The 14,756-nt window shown below is 68.0% G+C and carries 12 protein-coding genes; 2 read left to right on the top strand and 10 right to left on the bottom strand.

Going from position 1 to position 14,756, the window contains the following annotated elements:
• Positions 1–73 precede the first annotated feature (73 nt).
• Entirely contained in the window at positions 74–3,025 is a 2,952-nt protein-coding gene (locus IAE56_RS17825) for an EAL domain-containing protein (protein WP_234456179.1), read from the bottom strand.
• Positions 3,026–3,312: 287 nt separating this feature from the next.
• Here IAE56_RS17825 and IAE56_RS17820 point away from each other — a divergent pair, with 287 nt between their 5' ends.
• Positions 3,313–5,424 carry a M13 family metallopeptidase gene (locus IAE56_RS17820; RefSeq protein WP_108767586.1) on the top strand — a complete coding sequence of 704 codons (2,112 nt, stop codon included), beginning with the start codon at positions 3,313–3,315 and terminating at the stop codon, positions 5,422–5,424.
• A 67-nt stretch (positions 5,425–5,491) separates the two neighbouring features.
• Here the strand turns inward: IAE56_RS17820 and IAE56_RS17815 are convergent, their stop codons facing one another.
• Positions 5,492–6,418, bottom strand: a complete 927-nt coding sequence (locus tag IAE56_RS17815) for an oxygenase MpaB family protein (RefSeq protein ID WP_200753448.1) — start codon at positions 6,416–6,418, stop codon at positions 5,492–5,494.
• A 309-nt stretch (positions 6,419–6,727) separates the two neighbouring features.
• Here IAE56_RS17815 and IAE56_RS17810 point away from each other — a divergent pair, with 309 nt between their 5' ends.
• The gene (locus IAE56_RS17810; protein ID WP_108767584.1) at positions 6,728–7,342 is read left to right on the top strand and encodes a hypothetical protein; all 615 of its coding nucleotides are present in this window, start codon (positions 6,728–6,730) and stop codon (positions 7,340–7,342) included.
• Between the two features lie 74 nt (positions 7,343–7,416).
• Here the strand turns inward: IAE56_RS17810 and IAE56_RS17805 are convergent, their stop codons facing one another.
• The 8 genes from IAE56_RS17805 to IAE56_RS17770 all read right to left on the bottom strand — a co-directional run bounded on the left by IAE56_RS17805 (position 7,417) and on the right by IAE56_RS17770 (position 14,465).
• Entirely contained in the window at positions 7,417–8,187 is a 771-nt protein-coding gene (locus IAE56_RS17805; RefSeq protein WP_200753447.1) for a LytTR family DNA-binding domain-containing protein, read from the bottom strand.
• Positions 8,177–9,436, bottom strand: a complete 1,260-nt coding sequence (locus IAE56_RS17800; RefSeq protein WP_108767582.1) for a histidine kinase — start codon at positions 9,434–9,436, stop codon at positions 8,177–8,179. Before IAE56_RS17800 ends, IAE56_RS17805 begins: the two co-directional genes overlap by 11 nt.
• 140 nt (positions 9,437–9,576) lie before the next feature.
• Positions 9,577–11,226 (bottom strand): M28 family metallopeptidase, encoded by a 1,650-nt coding sequence (locus IAE56_RS17795; RefSeq protein ID WP_108767581.1) that lies wholly within the window; start codon positions 11,224–11,226, stop codon positions 9,577–9,579.
• A 170-nt stretch (positions 11,227–11,396) separates the two neighbouring features.
• Positions 11,397–12,683: a sigma-70 family RNA polymerase sigma factor gene (locus tag IAE56_RS17790; protein WP_200753446.1), complete on the bottom strand. Its 1,287-nt coding sequence runs from the start codon at positions 12,681–12,683 to the stop codon at positions 11,397–11,399.
• Between the two features lie 45 nt (positions 12,684–12,728).
• Entirely contained in the window at positions 12,729–13,085 is a 357-nt protein-coding gene (locus tag IAE56_RS17785; protein WP_108745879.1) for a DUF1428 domain-containing protein, read from the bottom strand.
• A 24-nt stretch (positions 13,086–13,109) separates the two neighbouring features.
• The gene (locus IAE56_RS17780; protein ID WP_200753445.1) at positions 13,110–13,520 is read right to left on the bottom strand and encodes a VOC family protein; all 411 of its coding nucleotides are present in this window, start codon (positions 13,518–13,520) and stop codon (positions 13,110–13,112) included.
• Positions 13,521–13,567: 47 nt separating this feature from the next.
• Positions 13,568–13,990, bottom strand: a complete 423-nt coding sequence (locus IAE56_RS17775; RefSeq protein ID WP_200753444.1) for a VOC family protein — start codon at positions 13,988–13,990, stop codon at positions 13,568–13,570.
• A 61-nt stretch (positions 13,991–14,051) separates the two neighbouring features.
• Complete coding sequence (locus tag IAE56_RS17770) at positions 14,052–14,465, bottom strand: YciI family protein (RefSeq protein WP_200753443.1); 414 nt, start codon at positions 14,463–14,465, stop codon at positions 14,052–14,054.
• Positions 14,466–14,756: the final 291 nt, after the last annotated feature.

Genomic DNA, 14,756 nt, shown 5'->3' with positions numbered 1-14,756 from the left:
CCCCCCCGCCCCCCCCCCGCCCGGCGCCCCCCCCCGCCCCCCCCCCCCCCCCCCCCCCCGCGGATCTTCCCGCTCACACCACCACTTCATCCAGCGAATCGATGATCTTTTCCAGCGGCGCCGGCCGACCCAGCAGGTAGCCCTGCACCTGGTCGCAGCCGTGCGCGGCCAACCAGTTCAGCTGGCCCGGCGTTTCCACGCCCTCGGCAATGATGGTCAGGCCCATGCTGTGGCCCAGCGACAGCAGTGCGCGGCAGATGGAGGCGTTGCGCGGATTGGTTTCCACATCCGCCACGAAGCTGCGGTCGATCTTCAGGATGTCCAGCGGCAGGTGCTGCAGGTAGGACATGCTGGAATAGCCGGTGCCGAAATCATCCAGCGACACGCAGATGCCCTGCTCGTGCAGGCGCTGCATGGTCTGCATCGCCTGCGCCGGCTTGCGCATCAGGCTGCTCTCGGTCAGCTCCACGTGCAGTGCGCCGCGGGCCAGGCCGAACTCCTTCTGTGCGCGGGTGAACTCGGCCACCAGGTCACTGTTGAAGAACTGCACCGCCGACACGTTCACCGCGATCGACAGCTCGCCCCAACCGGCATCCACCAAGCGCCGCTGTGCCTGTGCGGCGGCGCGGATCACCCAGCGCCCCAACGCCAGGATCAGCCCGGTGTCCTCGCACAGCTGGATGAACTCGCTGGGCGGAATGAAGCTGCCATCGGCCTGCGGCCAGCGCAGCAGCGCCTCCAGTGCCGCCGGGCTGCCATCGCTGGCATGGCGGATCGGCTGGAAATACAGCTGGAATTCGTTGTCGATGGCGGCATGGATGCGCGCGGCCAGGCGCAGGCGGTCGGCCAGGCGGGTGGTCACCGCAGTATCGAACCAGGCCACCACGTTGCCTTCGGCGCGCGCGGCATGCGCAGCCTGCGCGGCCATGCCGATCACCTGCTCGGCACTGTGGCCATCGCCCACCGCATGCACGGCCACGCCGATGCGCGGCTCGAACTGGTGCAGCGAATCCTTGCCGCGCATCGGCGCCGAGACGATCTGCAGCAGGTCATCCAGCGCCCGCTGCGCGGTGTGCTCGCCACCGATGGCCAGCACGAAGTCCTCGGCCGGCTGGAAGGCCAGCGTGCCGAAGCGCGCGCCCAACCCGCCCAGGCGCAGGGCCATCGACTGCAGCACCGCATCGCCGATCTCGCGGCCCAGCGTATCGGCCACCAGCTGCAAGCCGCGCAGCTGCACGTAGGCGATGGTGTAGGCGCCTTCCTGTGCGTCCAGCTGCTCGGTCAGCGCGCGCACGGTCAGCAGGCCGGTATCCGGGTTGTGCCGCGCGCGGTAGGCCAGGTCGCGCTCGTAGGCCAGGCGCTCGCTGACATCCTCGGCCAGCACCAGGCAGGCGGCGCGACCGTCGAAATCCAGCATGGACAGGTGCGCACGCACCTCGAACTCGCTGCCATCGCGGCGCCGGTGCATGCGCACCGTCGACTCCGGCAGCCCATCCACGCGCGCCCGTGCAATGGCACCCATCACCTCGTCCCACCCGCCACGCGGACGGATGTCGAGGATGCTCATCTGCAGGAATTCTTCGCGGCTGTAGCCGTACTGCTCGACAGCTGCTTCGTTGACTTCAAGGAAACGCAGGCTGCTTGGATCGAACACCCAGAACGGTGCCGGGTTGCGGTCGAACAGCAGGCGGAAGCGGCGCTCTGCACGACTCATCTGTTCGCGCGCACGGTAGCGCTCGGTCTGGTCGGTCAGCGCGCCGATCATGCGGCGCTGGCGGTCGGCCACTTCCACCCGCTGGCCGCGCGCGGCCACCCACCGCACCTGGCCACCGGGCAGCACCAGGCGGAATTCCTCGTCCAGTACCGCGTCGCCGGCGAACGACTGCTCGAACGCACGCTGCAGTCGCTCACTGTCCTCGCGGTGGACGCGGGTAAAGAAGTCGGACAGGGGCAGCGAGTCTGCCGGAATGTCAAAGATCTCGCGGGCCAGCGGCGACCAGTGCAACTGCGCGGCATCTTCGTCCACGTGCCAAGTGCATACCCGGCCGACCTGGTTGGCCAACGCAAGTTCGGCACTGCCGGTGCGCAGTTCCTCGGCCATCGACTGATGGCTGCGGGTACTGCGGCGCACCGCGTACAGCAGCACCAGCAGCACGGCTATGTAGGCCAGCACAATGGCCACTGCTGCCTGCAGGTAGGGCCACCAGGGCGCCAGCACATCCTGGTCGGCCAACCCGACCTGCACCGCCAGCGGGCTGTGCTGCAGCGTGCTGATGGTGGAAATACGCGGAATGCCATCTACCGCGCCGGGGATGCTGCCCAGTTCCACCACGGCAGCACGACCCAGCAGGTCACGTCCCGGCAGGAGATAGCGATGGCCTACCGTCGCCTGCGGGTCCGGCACCCGTGCCAGCATGGCACCATCCCGGTCACTGATCGACACCAGTCCATGGGCGCCGACGTCCAAGCCACTGACAATGCGCTGCAGCTCCTCGCAGCGCAGGCGTGCCAGCAGCCAGCGGTCGCCCGCCATCGGCAGCGCCAGCGGCACCACCCAGCTGCCATCGATGACCTGCTGCGGCGGGCCGAGGTACAGCGCGCTGCCCTGCCCGCGCCGCTGCGGGTCGGTCCACAGCGGCAGCTGCAGGTCGCCCTTGCCGGCGGTCAGCGCGCGGCCGTAGGTATCGAGCACGACGATGCTGTGCAGTTCCGCGTGGCGGCCCAGCACACCGTCAATGGACGCATCCAGCAGCGCCGGCGCCTGCGCCGGTACGCTGCGGAACAGCTGCGCGGCATCGGCGGCGATACCGCTCATGGCCCGTTCCAGGTTGCGCAGTTCCATCGCCAGCAGCCGCTCGGTGCCCACGGCCATGGCACGGCTCTGCCGCTGCGCGGCTTCCAGCCGGCGCTGGTAGTCGTTGGCCAGCATCACCGCCAGCACCACGGCCAGCAGCACGCCCACGGCGATGCCGCCCCAGGTGATGGCGCGCAGCGGCCGGGCCAGCGCGTGCTTCAACGCTGGCATCGGTCGGTGTTCCCTGTGCAGACGACTGGCTTCATGCGCGAACGATTCCTCCACATCCCCGACCAGAGCGGCCGCAGATCAGCATTCTTGACGCCTGGGTCTGTCCGGTGCGCCACCTCCCCGCGGCTGCACCGGCATGCAGCCCCCAGCATGCACCACGTCGATGACGGCGTGAAGATCGTCGGCGCGTGTTCAGCCAGATCGCGCACAGCGCGGCCCCCGTGGCGGAGCGTCCAGCACACGCGCAGGGGATTAGACTTGGGGTTTTCCCGCTGCAAGAGAAGTCCATGTCCAAGCTGCGCCGTCCCACCCTGGCGCTGGCCATCGTCGCCAGCCTGTCCCTGGCCGCCTGCGACCGCCCGGCCGAACCGGCCGCCGGCACCGCCGCGCCGGCCGATGCCACCCCTGCCCCGGCCAAGCCGATGCTGGGCAGCTTCGGCTTCGATGCCAGCGGCATGGACCGCAGCATCGCCGCCGGCGACGACTTCTTCGGCTTCGCCAACGGCACCTGGGTGAAGAACACCGAGATCCCCGCCGACCGTTCGCGCTTTGGCAGCTTCAACGTCATCGCCGAAAAGACCCAGGCCGATACCCGCGCGATCCTCGAAGGCGCGGCCGGCAATGCGCAGGCCAGCGGCGATGACAAGCTGATCGGCGACTACTACGCCGCGTTCATGGACGAGGCCGGCATCGAGAAGCGCGGTCTGGCCCCGGTGCAGCCGCAGCTGGCCGCGATCGGCGGCATCGCCGACAAGGCAGGCCTGGCACGTGCGCTGGGCGGCGACATGCGCGCCGACGTCGACCTGCTCAACGCCACCAACTTCTACACCGACCGCCTGTTCGGCCTGTGGGTGTCGGTGGACATGCTGCAGCCGGACCGCAACGCGCCGTACCTGGTGCAGGGCGGCCTGGGCATGCCCGACCGCGATTTCTACCTGGGTGACGGCCGCATGGCCGAGCTGCGCAAGCAGTACCAGGCCTACATCGCGCAGGTGCTGCAGCTGGCCGGCGTGGCCGACCCGGCAGGCAAGGCGCAGCGCATCCTCGCGCTGGAAACCAAGATCGCCCAGGCCCACGCCAGCCAGGAAGAAACCAACAACGTGACCCTGGGTGCCAACCCGTGGACGCAGGCGGACTTCAACGCCAAGGCGCCGGGCATGGACTGGGCGGCGTTCCTGGACGCAGCAAAGCTGGGCCAGCAGCAGGACTTCATCGTGTGGCAGCCGAAGGCCGTCGCCGGCCTGTCCAGGCTGGTGGCTACCGAACCGCTGGACGTGTGGAAGGACTACATGACCTTCCACGCGCTGGACCGCGCCGCGGCCTACCTGCCGAAGACCTTCGCCGACGCCCGCTTCGCCTTCCACGGCACCGCGCTGAGCGGCACCCCGCAGCAGAGCGACCGCTGGAAGCGTGCGGTGGACGATGCCAACCACGCCGTCGGTGAAGCCATCGGCAAGCGCTACGTGGAAAAGCACTTCGACGCCAAGACCAAGGAACGCGCGGACGAGATGGCGAAGAACATCATCGCCGCCTTCGCCAAGCGCATCGACGCGCTGGCCTGGATGTCGCCGCAGACCAAGGCACACGCCAAGGCCAAGGTGGCCGGCCTGACCGTGGGCATGGGCTACCCGGATACCTGGCGCGACTACACCGGCCTGGAGATCCGCCGTGACGATCCGCTGGGCAATGCGCAGCGCGCCGAGCAGTTCGAGTACGCGCGCAACGTCGCCAAGCTGGGCAAGCCGGTCGACCACAACGAGTGGGCGATGCTGCCGCAGACCATCAACGCGATGAACGTGCCGCTGGAAAACCGCCTGGTGTTCCCGGCCGCGATCCTGCAGCCGCCGTTCTTCGACGGCGCCGCCGACGACGCGGTGAACTACGGTGCCATCGGCGCGGTGATCGGCCACGAGATCAGCCACGGCTTCGACAATGCCGGCGCGCTGTTCGATGAAACCGGCAAACTGCACAACTGGTGGACGGCCGAGGACCTCAAGCAGTTCAACGCCGCCGGTGATGCACTGGCCGCGCAGTTCAGCAGCTACGAGCCGTTCCCCGGCGTGCACGTCAACGGCAAGCTGACCCTGGGCGAGAACATCGCCGACGTGGCCGGCCTGGGCACCGCCTACGACGCCTACCAGCTGTCGCTGCAGGGCAAGCCGGGCCAGACCCTGGAAGGCTTCACCCCGGACCAGCGCTTCTTCCTCGGTTTCGCCCAGGCGTGGCGCAGCAAGAGCCGCGAGCAGGCACTGCGCAACGGCCTGCTGACCGACGTGCACGCACCGGGCCAGTACCGTGCGCTGACCGTGCGCAACATCGACGCCTGGTACCCGGCGTTTGAAGTGAAGGAAGGCCAGAAGCTGTACCTGGCCCCGGACAAGCGGGTCAAGGTGTGGTGATGTGATGCGAACGGGCGCCGAAAGGCGCCCGTTTTTTTTTGGGATGCAGTGCCATCCACGCGATGGATCAACGCATGGTCGGCCACTCCCGCAACACGTCCACCGGCACACCCACGCGTGCGCACGCGCGCGTGGCCAGGCCATCGGGCAACGCGCGGCGGAACAGCGGTGCCATGCCCTGCATCAGCTTGGCCGACGCGGCCGCCTGGGTACGCTGGCCGGCACTGCGTTCCAGCATCGCTTCGGCCCAGTCGGGCAGCAGCGCGGCACCGGCGCCGAGGAACACCGCGCGCGACAGGCCCGGGATCGGCACCGGCAGGTTGACCGCCGACAACACCTCCAGCACCTCGCGCGACCGCGCATCGGCCAGCAGCTCCGGCTGCCGCGCGCAGAAATAGGCCGCCACCTCCGCCTCGCTGCGCGGCACATCCACCGCGCCCAGCGCTTCGGCCACGCAGCGGTACTCGTCGTAGTAGCGGTCGGCAATCTCCACCGGCACCTCGCGGCCGTAGCGGCGATAGCCCTGCAGGAAGCCGAACGCCTCGGTCACGTGCACCCACGTCAGCAGCTGCGGGTCGTCAGCCGCGTAGTCTTCGCCCTGCGCGGTGCGGCCGCGGATCTGCGCATGGATGCGGCGCACCTTGGCCACAAGTTTTTCCACTTCAGCAGCCGGCGCGTAGCTGGTGCCGGCGACGAACGCGGTGGTCCGGCGCAGGCGGCCGACCAGGTCCTGGCGGAAGTTGGAATGGTCGTACACGCCGGCCAGCGCGCGTGGGTGCAGGGTCTGCAGCATCAGCGCACACAGGCCGCCGGCCAGCATCGAGGGCAGCTCGGCGTGCATGCGCCAGGTCACGCTGTCCGGCCCGAACCAGCCGGGGTCGCCCAGCGGATGGTCATAATCGATGCCGCTCTGGCCGCGCGGGAAGGCATCGAGCACCCAGCGCCGGATCGGCGCGGTGACGGGGCGGGAAAGGCGGTGCAGCAGCGGCGGCATCTTCGGTCCAGGCGGTGGCGGAATCGGCCGCGGTCTGCGCGGTCAGCCTCGATTCTGGGCGATACGGGCCGATGCAGCGAGCCCGTCGGCTCAGCCACGGTTCCATGTGCAGCCGCAGCACATTTCACCCTGCGACATCTTGACGCAGGCTTCCGGCGCGATGCTGCGCCGCATCAACATTCACCCATTCAGACAAAACCCTTACGGCGCTAGGCATTCCACCCATTGCACGGCGCTCTGGAAGTGCTAGAACTGAACCCGCCACACCGTCCAATGCTGATCGACGCACGTTCCACAAGGGAGCCAGCCATGATTGCTTTGTTCAAGGGTTTGGGACTACTGCTTCGCGACAACGAGCTCTACCACAGCCCGTTCGACAAACAGGTCGCGCACTGGCGCAACCTCAGCGAGCAGCAGATCCGCGAAGAAGTGGCGGTGCTGGCCCAGGCCAAGTGCCAATGGCTGATCGCCTCGATCATCGGCTGGCAGGCGGCGTCCCTGCTCATCCTCGGCCTGATCGCCAACTACCTCTGGCGCGACGATTACCACATCACCTTTACCCGCGTGGTCGTGGTGTTCGGCTCGTGGGTCTCGATCCTGTTCGTGATCTGGTTCATGGCCAACATGTTCGACCAGCAGGCCGGTTTCGAACGCTGGATGAAGGCATTCAACAGCCGCGCCCGCATCACCTCCAAGGCTGACAGCGTCGAGTGCGTTGCCGAAGCACTGGACCTGGCCGAGCACTACCCGGAAGTGCTGGACTACAAGCAGGCCGTCACCACCCGGCGCGAGCTGCGCCACGAGGACATCCGCATCATGACCGAGATCGGCCGCATGCGGCAGCACTCGGAACTGGTCGGCCGGCTCAACCATGTCGGCGAAACCGAACACCACCACGATCTGACCCTGCAGCCGGCCTACTGAGGCTGGCCAACGGGTCCAGGGAAGCGGGGGGAGCCACAATGCCACCGTGCACTGTCACGGTGGCATTGTTCTTTCTACATGCCGCGGAACAGGCTCATGAACGGCTGGCTGACCACCAGCGTCTCCGGCCGCTGGCGCAGGCGCAGCACGCCGCGGCCGGTGTCATCGCGGCTGACCGCCGCCACCGCCTTCATGTTGACGATGGTCGAGCGGTGCACCTGGCGGAAGTGCTGCGGGTCGAGCACTTCCAGCAGTTCGCGCAGCGGCGTGCGCAGCAGGCTTTCACCGGCGCTGGTGACCACCGTCGTGTACTTGTTGTCGGCGCGGAAATAGACCACGTCCTCCAGCATGATCAGCTGCGTGTCGCGGCCGTTGCTGGCGGTGATCCAGGCCAGCGGCGGGCGATCACCCGCGCCCTGTGACGGGCCCAGGCGCTGCAGCAGGCGTTCCAGCACCGCATCGTCCTGGCGCGTGTTGGGCAGACGCGAAAGGATGCGCTCGCGGGTGGCCAGCAGGCGCTCGTCGCTGACCGGCTTCAGCAGGTAATCCATCGCGCCCTGCTCGAACGCGTCGATGGCGTACTGGTCGTAGGCGGTGACGAACACCACCTGCGTGCGCGGGCTCAGTTCGGACAGCGCGCGTGCCACCTCGATGCCACTGATGCCGGGCATGCGGATATCGAGGAAGGCGATGTCCGGCTGCTTTTCGGCCAGCTGTTCCAGCGCACTGGCGCCATCCTCGCACTCGGCCACCAGCTTCAGGTCTGGCCACAACCGGCCCAGCTGCTCCACCAGCGACTGCCGCAGCAGTTCCTCGTCTTCGGCGATCAGGGCTTCAAGCGGCATGACTGCGTTCCTTGGCCGGCTGCGGCAGGGTCATGGTGGCGGCAACGCCGCTGGGGAAATTGGCGACGATGGCCACGCCGGCCTGCTCGCCGCAGGTCAGGCGCAGGCGCTCGCGCAGGTTCTTCAGGCCGATGCCGGTGCCGCTGGTGCCCTGTCCGAAGCCCAGGCCATCGTCGGCCACGGTCACCGTCACGTGGTCATCGAACGCACGCGCCAGGATCCAGATCGTGCCGCCACCGGGCTTGGGTTCCAGGCCATGCTTGATCGCGTTTTCCACAAGCGTCTGCAGCGCCATCGCCGGCATGTGCACGCCATGCAGCTCGTTGGGCACCTGCACTTCCACCGCCAGCCGCGCGCCCATGCGGATGCGCAGGATTTCCAGGTAGGCGCGGGTGCGCTCCAGCTCCACACCGAGCGTGGACACCGACTCATCCACCTGCGGCAGCGAACTGCGCAGGTACTGGATGAGGTGGCCGAGCATCTGTTCGGCACGGCCGGGATCGGTGCGGGTAAGCACCTGCGCATTGGCCAGGGTGTTGTAGAGGAAGTGCGGTTCCACCTGCGCGTGCAGCAGGTTCAGGCGGGCCACCGACAGTTCCTTTTCCACCTGGGTCTGTTCGGCGGCGGCCTGCTCGTCGCGGCGCTGGTCGGCCACGCGGCGGGTGATGGCGCGGGTGACGGCCTCGGCGTTCTCGAAATTGCTGCCCTCATCCAGCGCCAGCAGGTCGGCCCACCAGCCGGCATCGGGCTCGAACAGCAGGGTGACGGTGCTGGTGCCCTGCCCCGGGGTGACCGTGGCCTGCACGCTGTTGCGCTTGATGGCCAGCCGCGCCGGCAGGTTCCAGCGCGAGGGCTGGCGGCCATTCCAGGGATCGACGCGGCGCACGTAGGCGCGCACCTGCAGGCTGCCGGCGGCGCTTTCCACGTCTTCCACCCGCGGCAGTTCGGCCACGGCGGCCTCGACCAGGGCGAACGCAGGGCCAGCATCCAGAGGCACTTCGATCTGGCGGCGCTGGTGGCCGGACAGGGTGCTGCCGTCGAGGCGCCCGGCGATCAGCCACACGCGGCGCACGTGGGTGATGGCACTGCCCAGCGCGCTGATCATCAGGAACATCGCCAGCAGGCCGAAGATCCAGCCGGGGCCGTCGTTCATGCCGCTGAAGATGCCGCTCCAGACCATGCCGGCCACCAGCAGTGCCACGGCCCAGGCCAACAGGTGACGGAGAATGAGAGTGAGGCTGGCGATCACGGCAGCGCCTTGGAGGAAGGGGGTGAGCCGAGCATAGGTCGGCCCACCGGGCAAACAAGCGGCCTGCGACGAAGCCCCGGAAACCGGGGATGGAAGCGGTCACGGGAACGCCGGGCATGGCCCGGCGCTACCGGTGCTTCTTATTTGCGCTGGTCGGCGCTGCTGTCACGCACGGCGCGGAACGACTCGTCGGTGCTCCAGTTCGGCCAGCTGCGCGAGTTGGCCAGCTGGTTGCCCAGCGTGTAGAGCACTTCCAGGTCGCGCGCGGCACCGGCAAACACCCAGTCCGGCTGCCATTCGTCGCCCTGCTGGTGGTAGCGTTTGGCGGTGTAATCCTCCGAGGCCTTCTTGCCGGCGGCAACGCCACCGTCCACCCAGTCCTGGCCGGCCGACCAGGACAGCGCCGGCACGCCGCGCTTGGCGAACGAGAAGTGATCGGAGCGGAAGAACAGGCCCGCTTCCGGCTTCGGGTCCGGGGTGTAGCGGATGTCCCAGCCCTTGGCGACGTCCTTCAGCTGGTCCAGCAGTTCGAAGCGCGCGGTGCCGTAGATGCCGAAGTCACGCGACGGACCGAACGGCGACATGCCGTCCATGTTGATCGCCGCCACCGTGGTTTCCAGCGGGTACAGCGGGTGGGTGGCGTAGTACTCCGAACCCAGCAGGCCCTTTTCCTCGGCGGTGACCGCCAGGAACAGCAGCGAGCGCTGCGGACGCGGACCCTTGGCGAAGCCGCGGGCCAGTTCGATCAGCGAGGCGGTGCCGCTGGCGTTGTCCAGCGCGCCGTTGAAGATGCGGTCGCCGCGCGCGTCCGGTTCGCCCACGCCGATGTGGTCCCAGTGCGCGCTGTAGATGATGGTCTCGTCCGGGTGGCTGCTGCCTTCCAGGCGTGCGGCCACGTTGTGCGAGGTGATCACTTCGGTCTTCACTGCGTACTTCGCATCCAGGCTGGCGCCGGTCAGCGCCACCGGAGTGAAGTCGCGCTGCTGCGCCTTCTTCTTCAGCGCCTCGAAATCCTGCCCGGCGGCGCGGAACAGCTCGACGGCGAGGTCGCGCTGGATCCAGCCTTCCAGCAGCGGGTGGGTCTCGGCGGGGTTGTCACGCACCACGTCGAACATCGTGTTGGTGTTGGAGCCGGCCACGGTGGCCCAGCCGTACGAAGCCGGCGCGGTCTCGTGCACGATCAGCACGCCGAGCGCGCCCTGGCGTGCGCCTTCTTCGTACTTGTACGGCCAGCGCCCGTACCAGGTCATGCCCTTGCCGTCGAAGTCGCCCTTGCCGGTTTCGAAATCGGGGTCGTTGATCAGCACGACGGCGATCTTGCCCTTCAGGTCGACGCCCTTGAAGTCGTCCCAGTTGCGCTCCGGCGCCTTCACGCCGTAGCCGAGGAAGACCAGCGGGGCCTTGCTGATGTCGACGGTGGTGGCACCGTTCATGGCGGCCCGCACGGCGATCTGCTTGCCTTGGTCGAGGGTGACGGTCTTGCCGCCCTGGTGCAGGGCCAGCTGCGGGGTACCGACGATGTCGCCTTTGCGCAGCGGCACGGCCTGGGTCCACAGGCGCTTGCCATCCTGCAGGTCGCCACCCGGCTGCAGGCCGGCGGCGGCAAACTGCTTGCTGAGATAGGCAATGGTCTTTTCTTCGCCAGCGGTGGCCGGCGAGCGGCCCTCGTAGGCGTCGGAGGCCAGTTCCTTGACGTCGGCGGAGATCCGCGCGCCATCGAATTTCGGCGTGGCGGCCATCAGTGCGCTCGACACCGACAGGGCCAGGATGCCCAGTACTGCTCGTTTCATTGCTCTCTCCAGCAGGAAAATCCTTCCGGAGTGTAATGGGATTCGGCAGGGCTGCGCCCTGCACCTGCGGTAGTGCCGGCCGCTGGCCGGCAACTCCAAAAGCAAAAGCCTGCATTGCGTGGGATGGCGGGGTGGGTGCCGACCGTTGGTCGGCACTCAACAAGAAGGGGTCAGATCCCTTTTCCGGTGGAAAAGGGCTCTGACCCAGATGTCTGGGCGCGCGCGAGCAGCAGCGCCTGCTCGCGGGCATTGCCGGTGAGCGCGGCCGCCTCGCGGAAGGCGGTGGCGGCATCGTCACGCCGACCCAGCTGCAGCAGCAGCTCGCCGCGCACCACCTGCAACGGGGCATAGCCCTGCAACCGCGCATCGACCAGCAACGGCTGCAACAACCCCCAGGCCGCGAACGCACCGTCACTGCGCGACACCGCCACCACCCGGTTGAGGGCCACCACCGGCGAAGGCATCACCTGCAGCAGCTGCGCATACAGCGCGGCGATGCGTGCCCAGTCGGTGTCTTCGGCACGGCGCGCGGTGGCATGGCAGGCCGCGATGCGTGCCTGCAGCACGTAGGCATCGTTGCCGCCGCCGGCATCCAGCGCACGCTGCAGCACCTGTTGCCCGCGTTCAATCTGCAGCCAGTCCCAGCGCGCGCGGTTCTGCACGTCCAGCAATACCGGCTGGCCCTGCGCATGGACGCGCGCCGCGGCACGCGAGGCCTGCAGTTCCATCAGCGCCAGCAGGCCCAGCACCGCCGGCGCGGGCAGGCGATGGGCGAGGATGCGGGCCAGCCGCAGCGCTTCCTCGCACAAGGCCGGCCGCATCCAGTCATCACCGGCACTGGCCGCATAGCCCTCGTTGAAGACCAGGTAGATGGCCTCCAGCACCGAGGCCAGCCGCTCGGGCAGCGCCTCGGCGCGCGGCACTTCGTAGGGCACCTGCTTCTGCACCAGGGTGCGCTTGGCGCGCACGATGCGCTGGGCGATGGTCGGTTCCGGCTGCAGGAAGGCGCGGGCGATCTCGGTGGTGGTCAGCCCGCCCAGCAGGCGCAGGGTCAGCGCCACCCGTGCATCGGCCGGCAGCACCGGATGGCAGGCCACGAACATCAGCCGCAGCAGGTCATCGCCGAGGTCGTCCTCCAGTGCCTGGCTGTCATCGGGTGCGGGCAGCGCCGCCGGGTGCAGTTCCTCGCCCCATTGCGCATGCTGCTGCGCCACGCGCTGGTGCTGGCGCAGCACATCGATGGCACGGTTGCGCGCGGTGGTCATCAGCCAGGCTCCGGGGTTGTCCGGGATGCCCTGCGCCGGCCAGCGCTCCAGCGCGGCCAGCCAGGTGTCCTGGGCCAGCTCCTCGGCGCGGCCGACATCACCGCCGAGCAGCCGCGCCAGGCGCGCGATCAACACCGGCGATTCCATCCGCCAGAGGGTTTCCAGTCGCTGGCTCAGGGCGGGCTCGGTCATGCGCCGATCACAGCACGCAGGCCGTGCCCGCACAAGCGCCAACCCTCATGCCTGGACGATCGGCTTGAAGCCGCCCCAGAACATGCGCCTGGTATCGAACGGCATGTCCTTGGGGCCGATGCTGGCCAGGCGCGGGTCGGCCATCACCTTGGCGTTGATGCGGTCGCGTGCAGCACGCGAGCGGAACACCACGAAAGCAACGATGACCGTTTCCCCCGGCTTGGCCTTCACCGCACGCGGGAACGAGGTGGACTTCCCGGGTTCGACATCATCGGCCACGCATTCCATGTACTGCAGCGCGCCGTGATCCTTCCAGACCGTGCCGGCCTTGCGGGCAAGGCGGCGGTAGTCGGCCACCTTGTCCTGCGGGCACGGCAGCACGTAAGCATCGACGTAAGCCATGGTTCTCCTCCTCGAGGCGCGCCGTCAGCCCGGCTCGCCATCCATGTGTGCGATTTCCCACAGGTGTCCATCCAGGTCCTGGAAGCCGCGCTGGTACATGAAACCGTAATCGCGCGCCGGTTGCGGCTCGCTGCCACCGGCGGCCACCGCCTTGTCCACCATCACGTCCACCGCCTTGCGGCTGGCAGCGGAAAGGCAGGTGATCACCTCGGTCTCCGCGTGCGCATCAGCAATGTTCTTGTTGGTGAACTGCTGGAAGAACGGCTTGACCAGCAGCATCACGAAGATGCTCTCGCTGATGACCATGCAGGCGGCGTCTTCATTGGTGTAGGCCGGGTTGAAGCTGTAGCCCAGCGCGCTGAAGAAGTCCTTGGACTGTTGCAGGTCCTGCACGGGCAGGTTGACGAAGATTATCTGCGGTTGCGGTGCGCTCATCGTTGCGTTTCCTGTGCGGGTGATGGGAGATGGATGTTGGAGCCGGATCAGGGCTGCTTCATGCAGTTGACCATCCACGGCTTGCCGAAGCGGTCGATCAACATGCCCCAGCGATGCGCCCAGAACGTCTCGGCGATCGGCATCTGCACCTGGCCGCCTTCAGCCAGCGCGGCGAACACGCGCTCGGCTTCCTCGATGCTGTCGACGTCGACATTGATGGTGGTCGAACCGCCCTCGCCGCCGCCCGGGCCATCGGCGGCCATCAGGATCGCGCCGTCGATCTCCAGCTGGCTGTGCGCCACGTGGTCGAGGGTTTCAGCTGGCATCTCGTTGCAGCCCGGCGAACCATCGGATGGCGGCATGTCGCGGTACTTCATCTCCGAGGTGACTTGGCCGCCGAGGGCCTTGGCATAGAAGGCCATCGCATCGTGGGCCTGGCCGCTGAAGCCAAGGAAGGGAATCAGTTTCATGGCAATGCTCCGTTGGGTGGTGGTGCCGGGGCGTACCGGCGGATGTGGCAGGGAAGATCGATCAGTTTTCCAGCTGTTCCCGCAGACGCTGTTCCTGCTGCTGTAATTCGGGGGTGAAGGCTTCGCCGAAATCCTCGGCGGTGATCAGCGGACGCAGCTCGAGGATGCCGCCAGCGCCGAACGGGGCACGGCTGGCCCATTCGACCGCCTCGTCCAGCGAGCGCACGTTCCACAGCCAGAAGCCGGCGATCTGCTCGCTGGGCGGGCCGAACGGTCCGGCCTGCACCTGCGGCGCGGCGGCGCCAAAATGAATGCGGCGGCCACGGGCAGTGGCGTGCAGGCCCTCACCGGCGAGCATGATGCCGGCGGCGACGAGTTGTTCGTTGTAGGCGCCCATTTCGGCCAGTTCCGCTTCGCTGGGCAGGCGCCCGGCTTCGGAATCGGCGTTGGCTTTGACGATCACCATGACTTTCATGTGGGTCTCCCGTGGGCGGCGGTTTGCGTGCCCTTCATGGGTACGACGAACCGGGGGGACGGGAATCGACAGGTCAGTTGGAAATTTTTTTCCTGCGCGGAAGGCGCGCCTGCGGCGGGGGATCGGCGAACGGCGGAGCCCCTCCGTGGTGGGGGTTGGGTTGCTCGATCACCGGGGTTGGCCGGGTGGTAGACGGGTCGGGGGACGCCGTGAACCCATCCCTGAAGTGACCCCCTGGAGTTGGACACCCGATCCAACCCAGAGGGTTACATGAATAGATATGAGGTTTGT

The organism is Stenotrophomonas sp. S41, from assembly GCF_016624625.1.
In the GTDB taxonomy this organism is placed as follows: domain Bacteria; phylum Pseudomonadota; class Gammaproteobacteria; order Xanthomonadales; family Xanthomonadaceae; genus Stenotrophomonas.
This window is presented reverse-complemented; position numbering and strand designations above follow the sequence as displayed.

Bases quoted from the DNA above. Each gene is read 5' to 3' on its own strand.
- IAE56_RS17795 (WP_108767581.1), bottom strand. From the start codon at position 11,226: ATGAAACGAGCAGTACTGGGCATCCTGGCCCTGTCGGTGTCGAGCGCA.
- IAE56_RS17790 (WP_200753446.1), bottom strand. From the start codon at position 12,683: ATGACCGAGCCCGCCCTGAGCCAGCGACTGGAAACCCTCTGGCGGATG.
- IAE56_RS17820 (WP_108767586.1), top strand. From the start codon at position 3,313: ATGTCCAAGCTGCGCCGTCCCACCCTGGCGCTGGCCATCGTCGCCAGC.
- IAE56_RS17805 (WP_200753447.1), bottom strand. From the start codon at position 8,187: ATGCCGCTTGAAGCCCTGATCGCCGAAGACGAGGAACTGCTGCGGCAG.
- IAE56_RS17770 (WP_200753443.1), bottom strand. From the start codon at position 14,465: ATGAAAGTCATGGTGATCGTCAAAGCCAACGCCGATTCCGAAGCCGGG.
- IAE56_RS17815 (WP_200753448.1), bottom strand. From the start codon at position 6,418: ATGCCGCCGCTGCTGCACCGCCTTTCCCGCCCCGTCACCGCGCCGATC.
- IAE56_RS17780 (WP_200753445.1), bottom strand. From the start codon at position 13,520: ATGAGCGCACCGCAACCGCAGATAATCTTCGTCAACCTGCCCGTGCAG.
- IAE56_RS17775 (WP_200753444.1), bottom strand. From the start codon at position 13,990: ATGAAACTGATTCCCTTCCTTGGCTTCAGCGGCCAGGCCCACGATGCG.
- IAE56_RS17825 (WP_234456179.1), bottom strand. From the start codon at position 3,025: ATGCCAGCGTTGAAGCACGCGCTGGCCCGGCCGCTGCGCGCCATCACC.
- IAE56_RS17810 (WP_108767584.1), top strand. From the start codon at position 6,728: ATGATTGCTTTGTTCAAGGGTTTGGGACTACTGCTTCGCGACAACGAG.
- IAE56_RS17785 (WP_108745879.1), bottom strand. From the start codon at position 13,085: ATGGCTTACGTCGATGCTTACGTGCTGCCGTGCCCGCAGGACAAGGTG.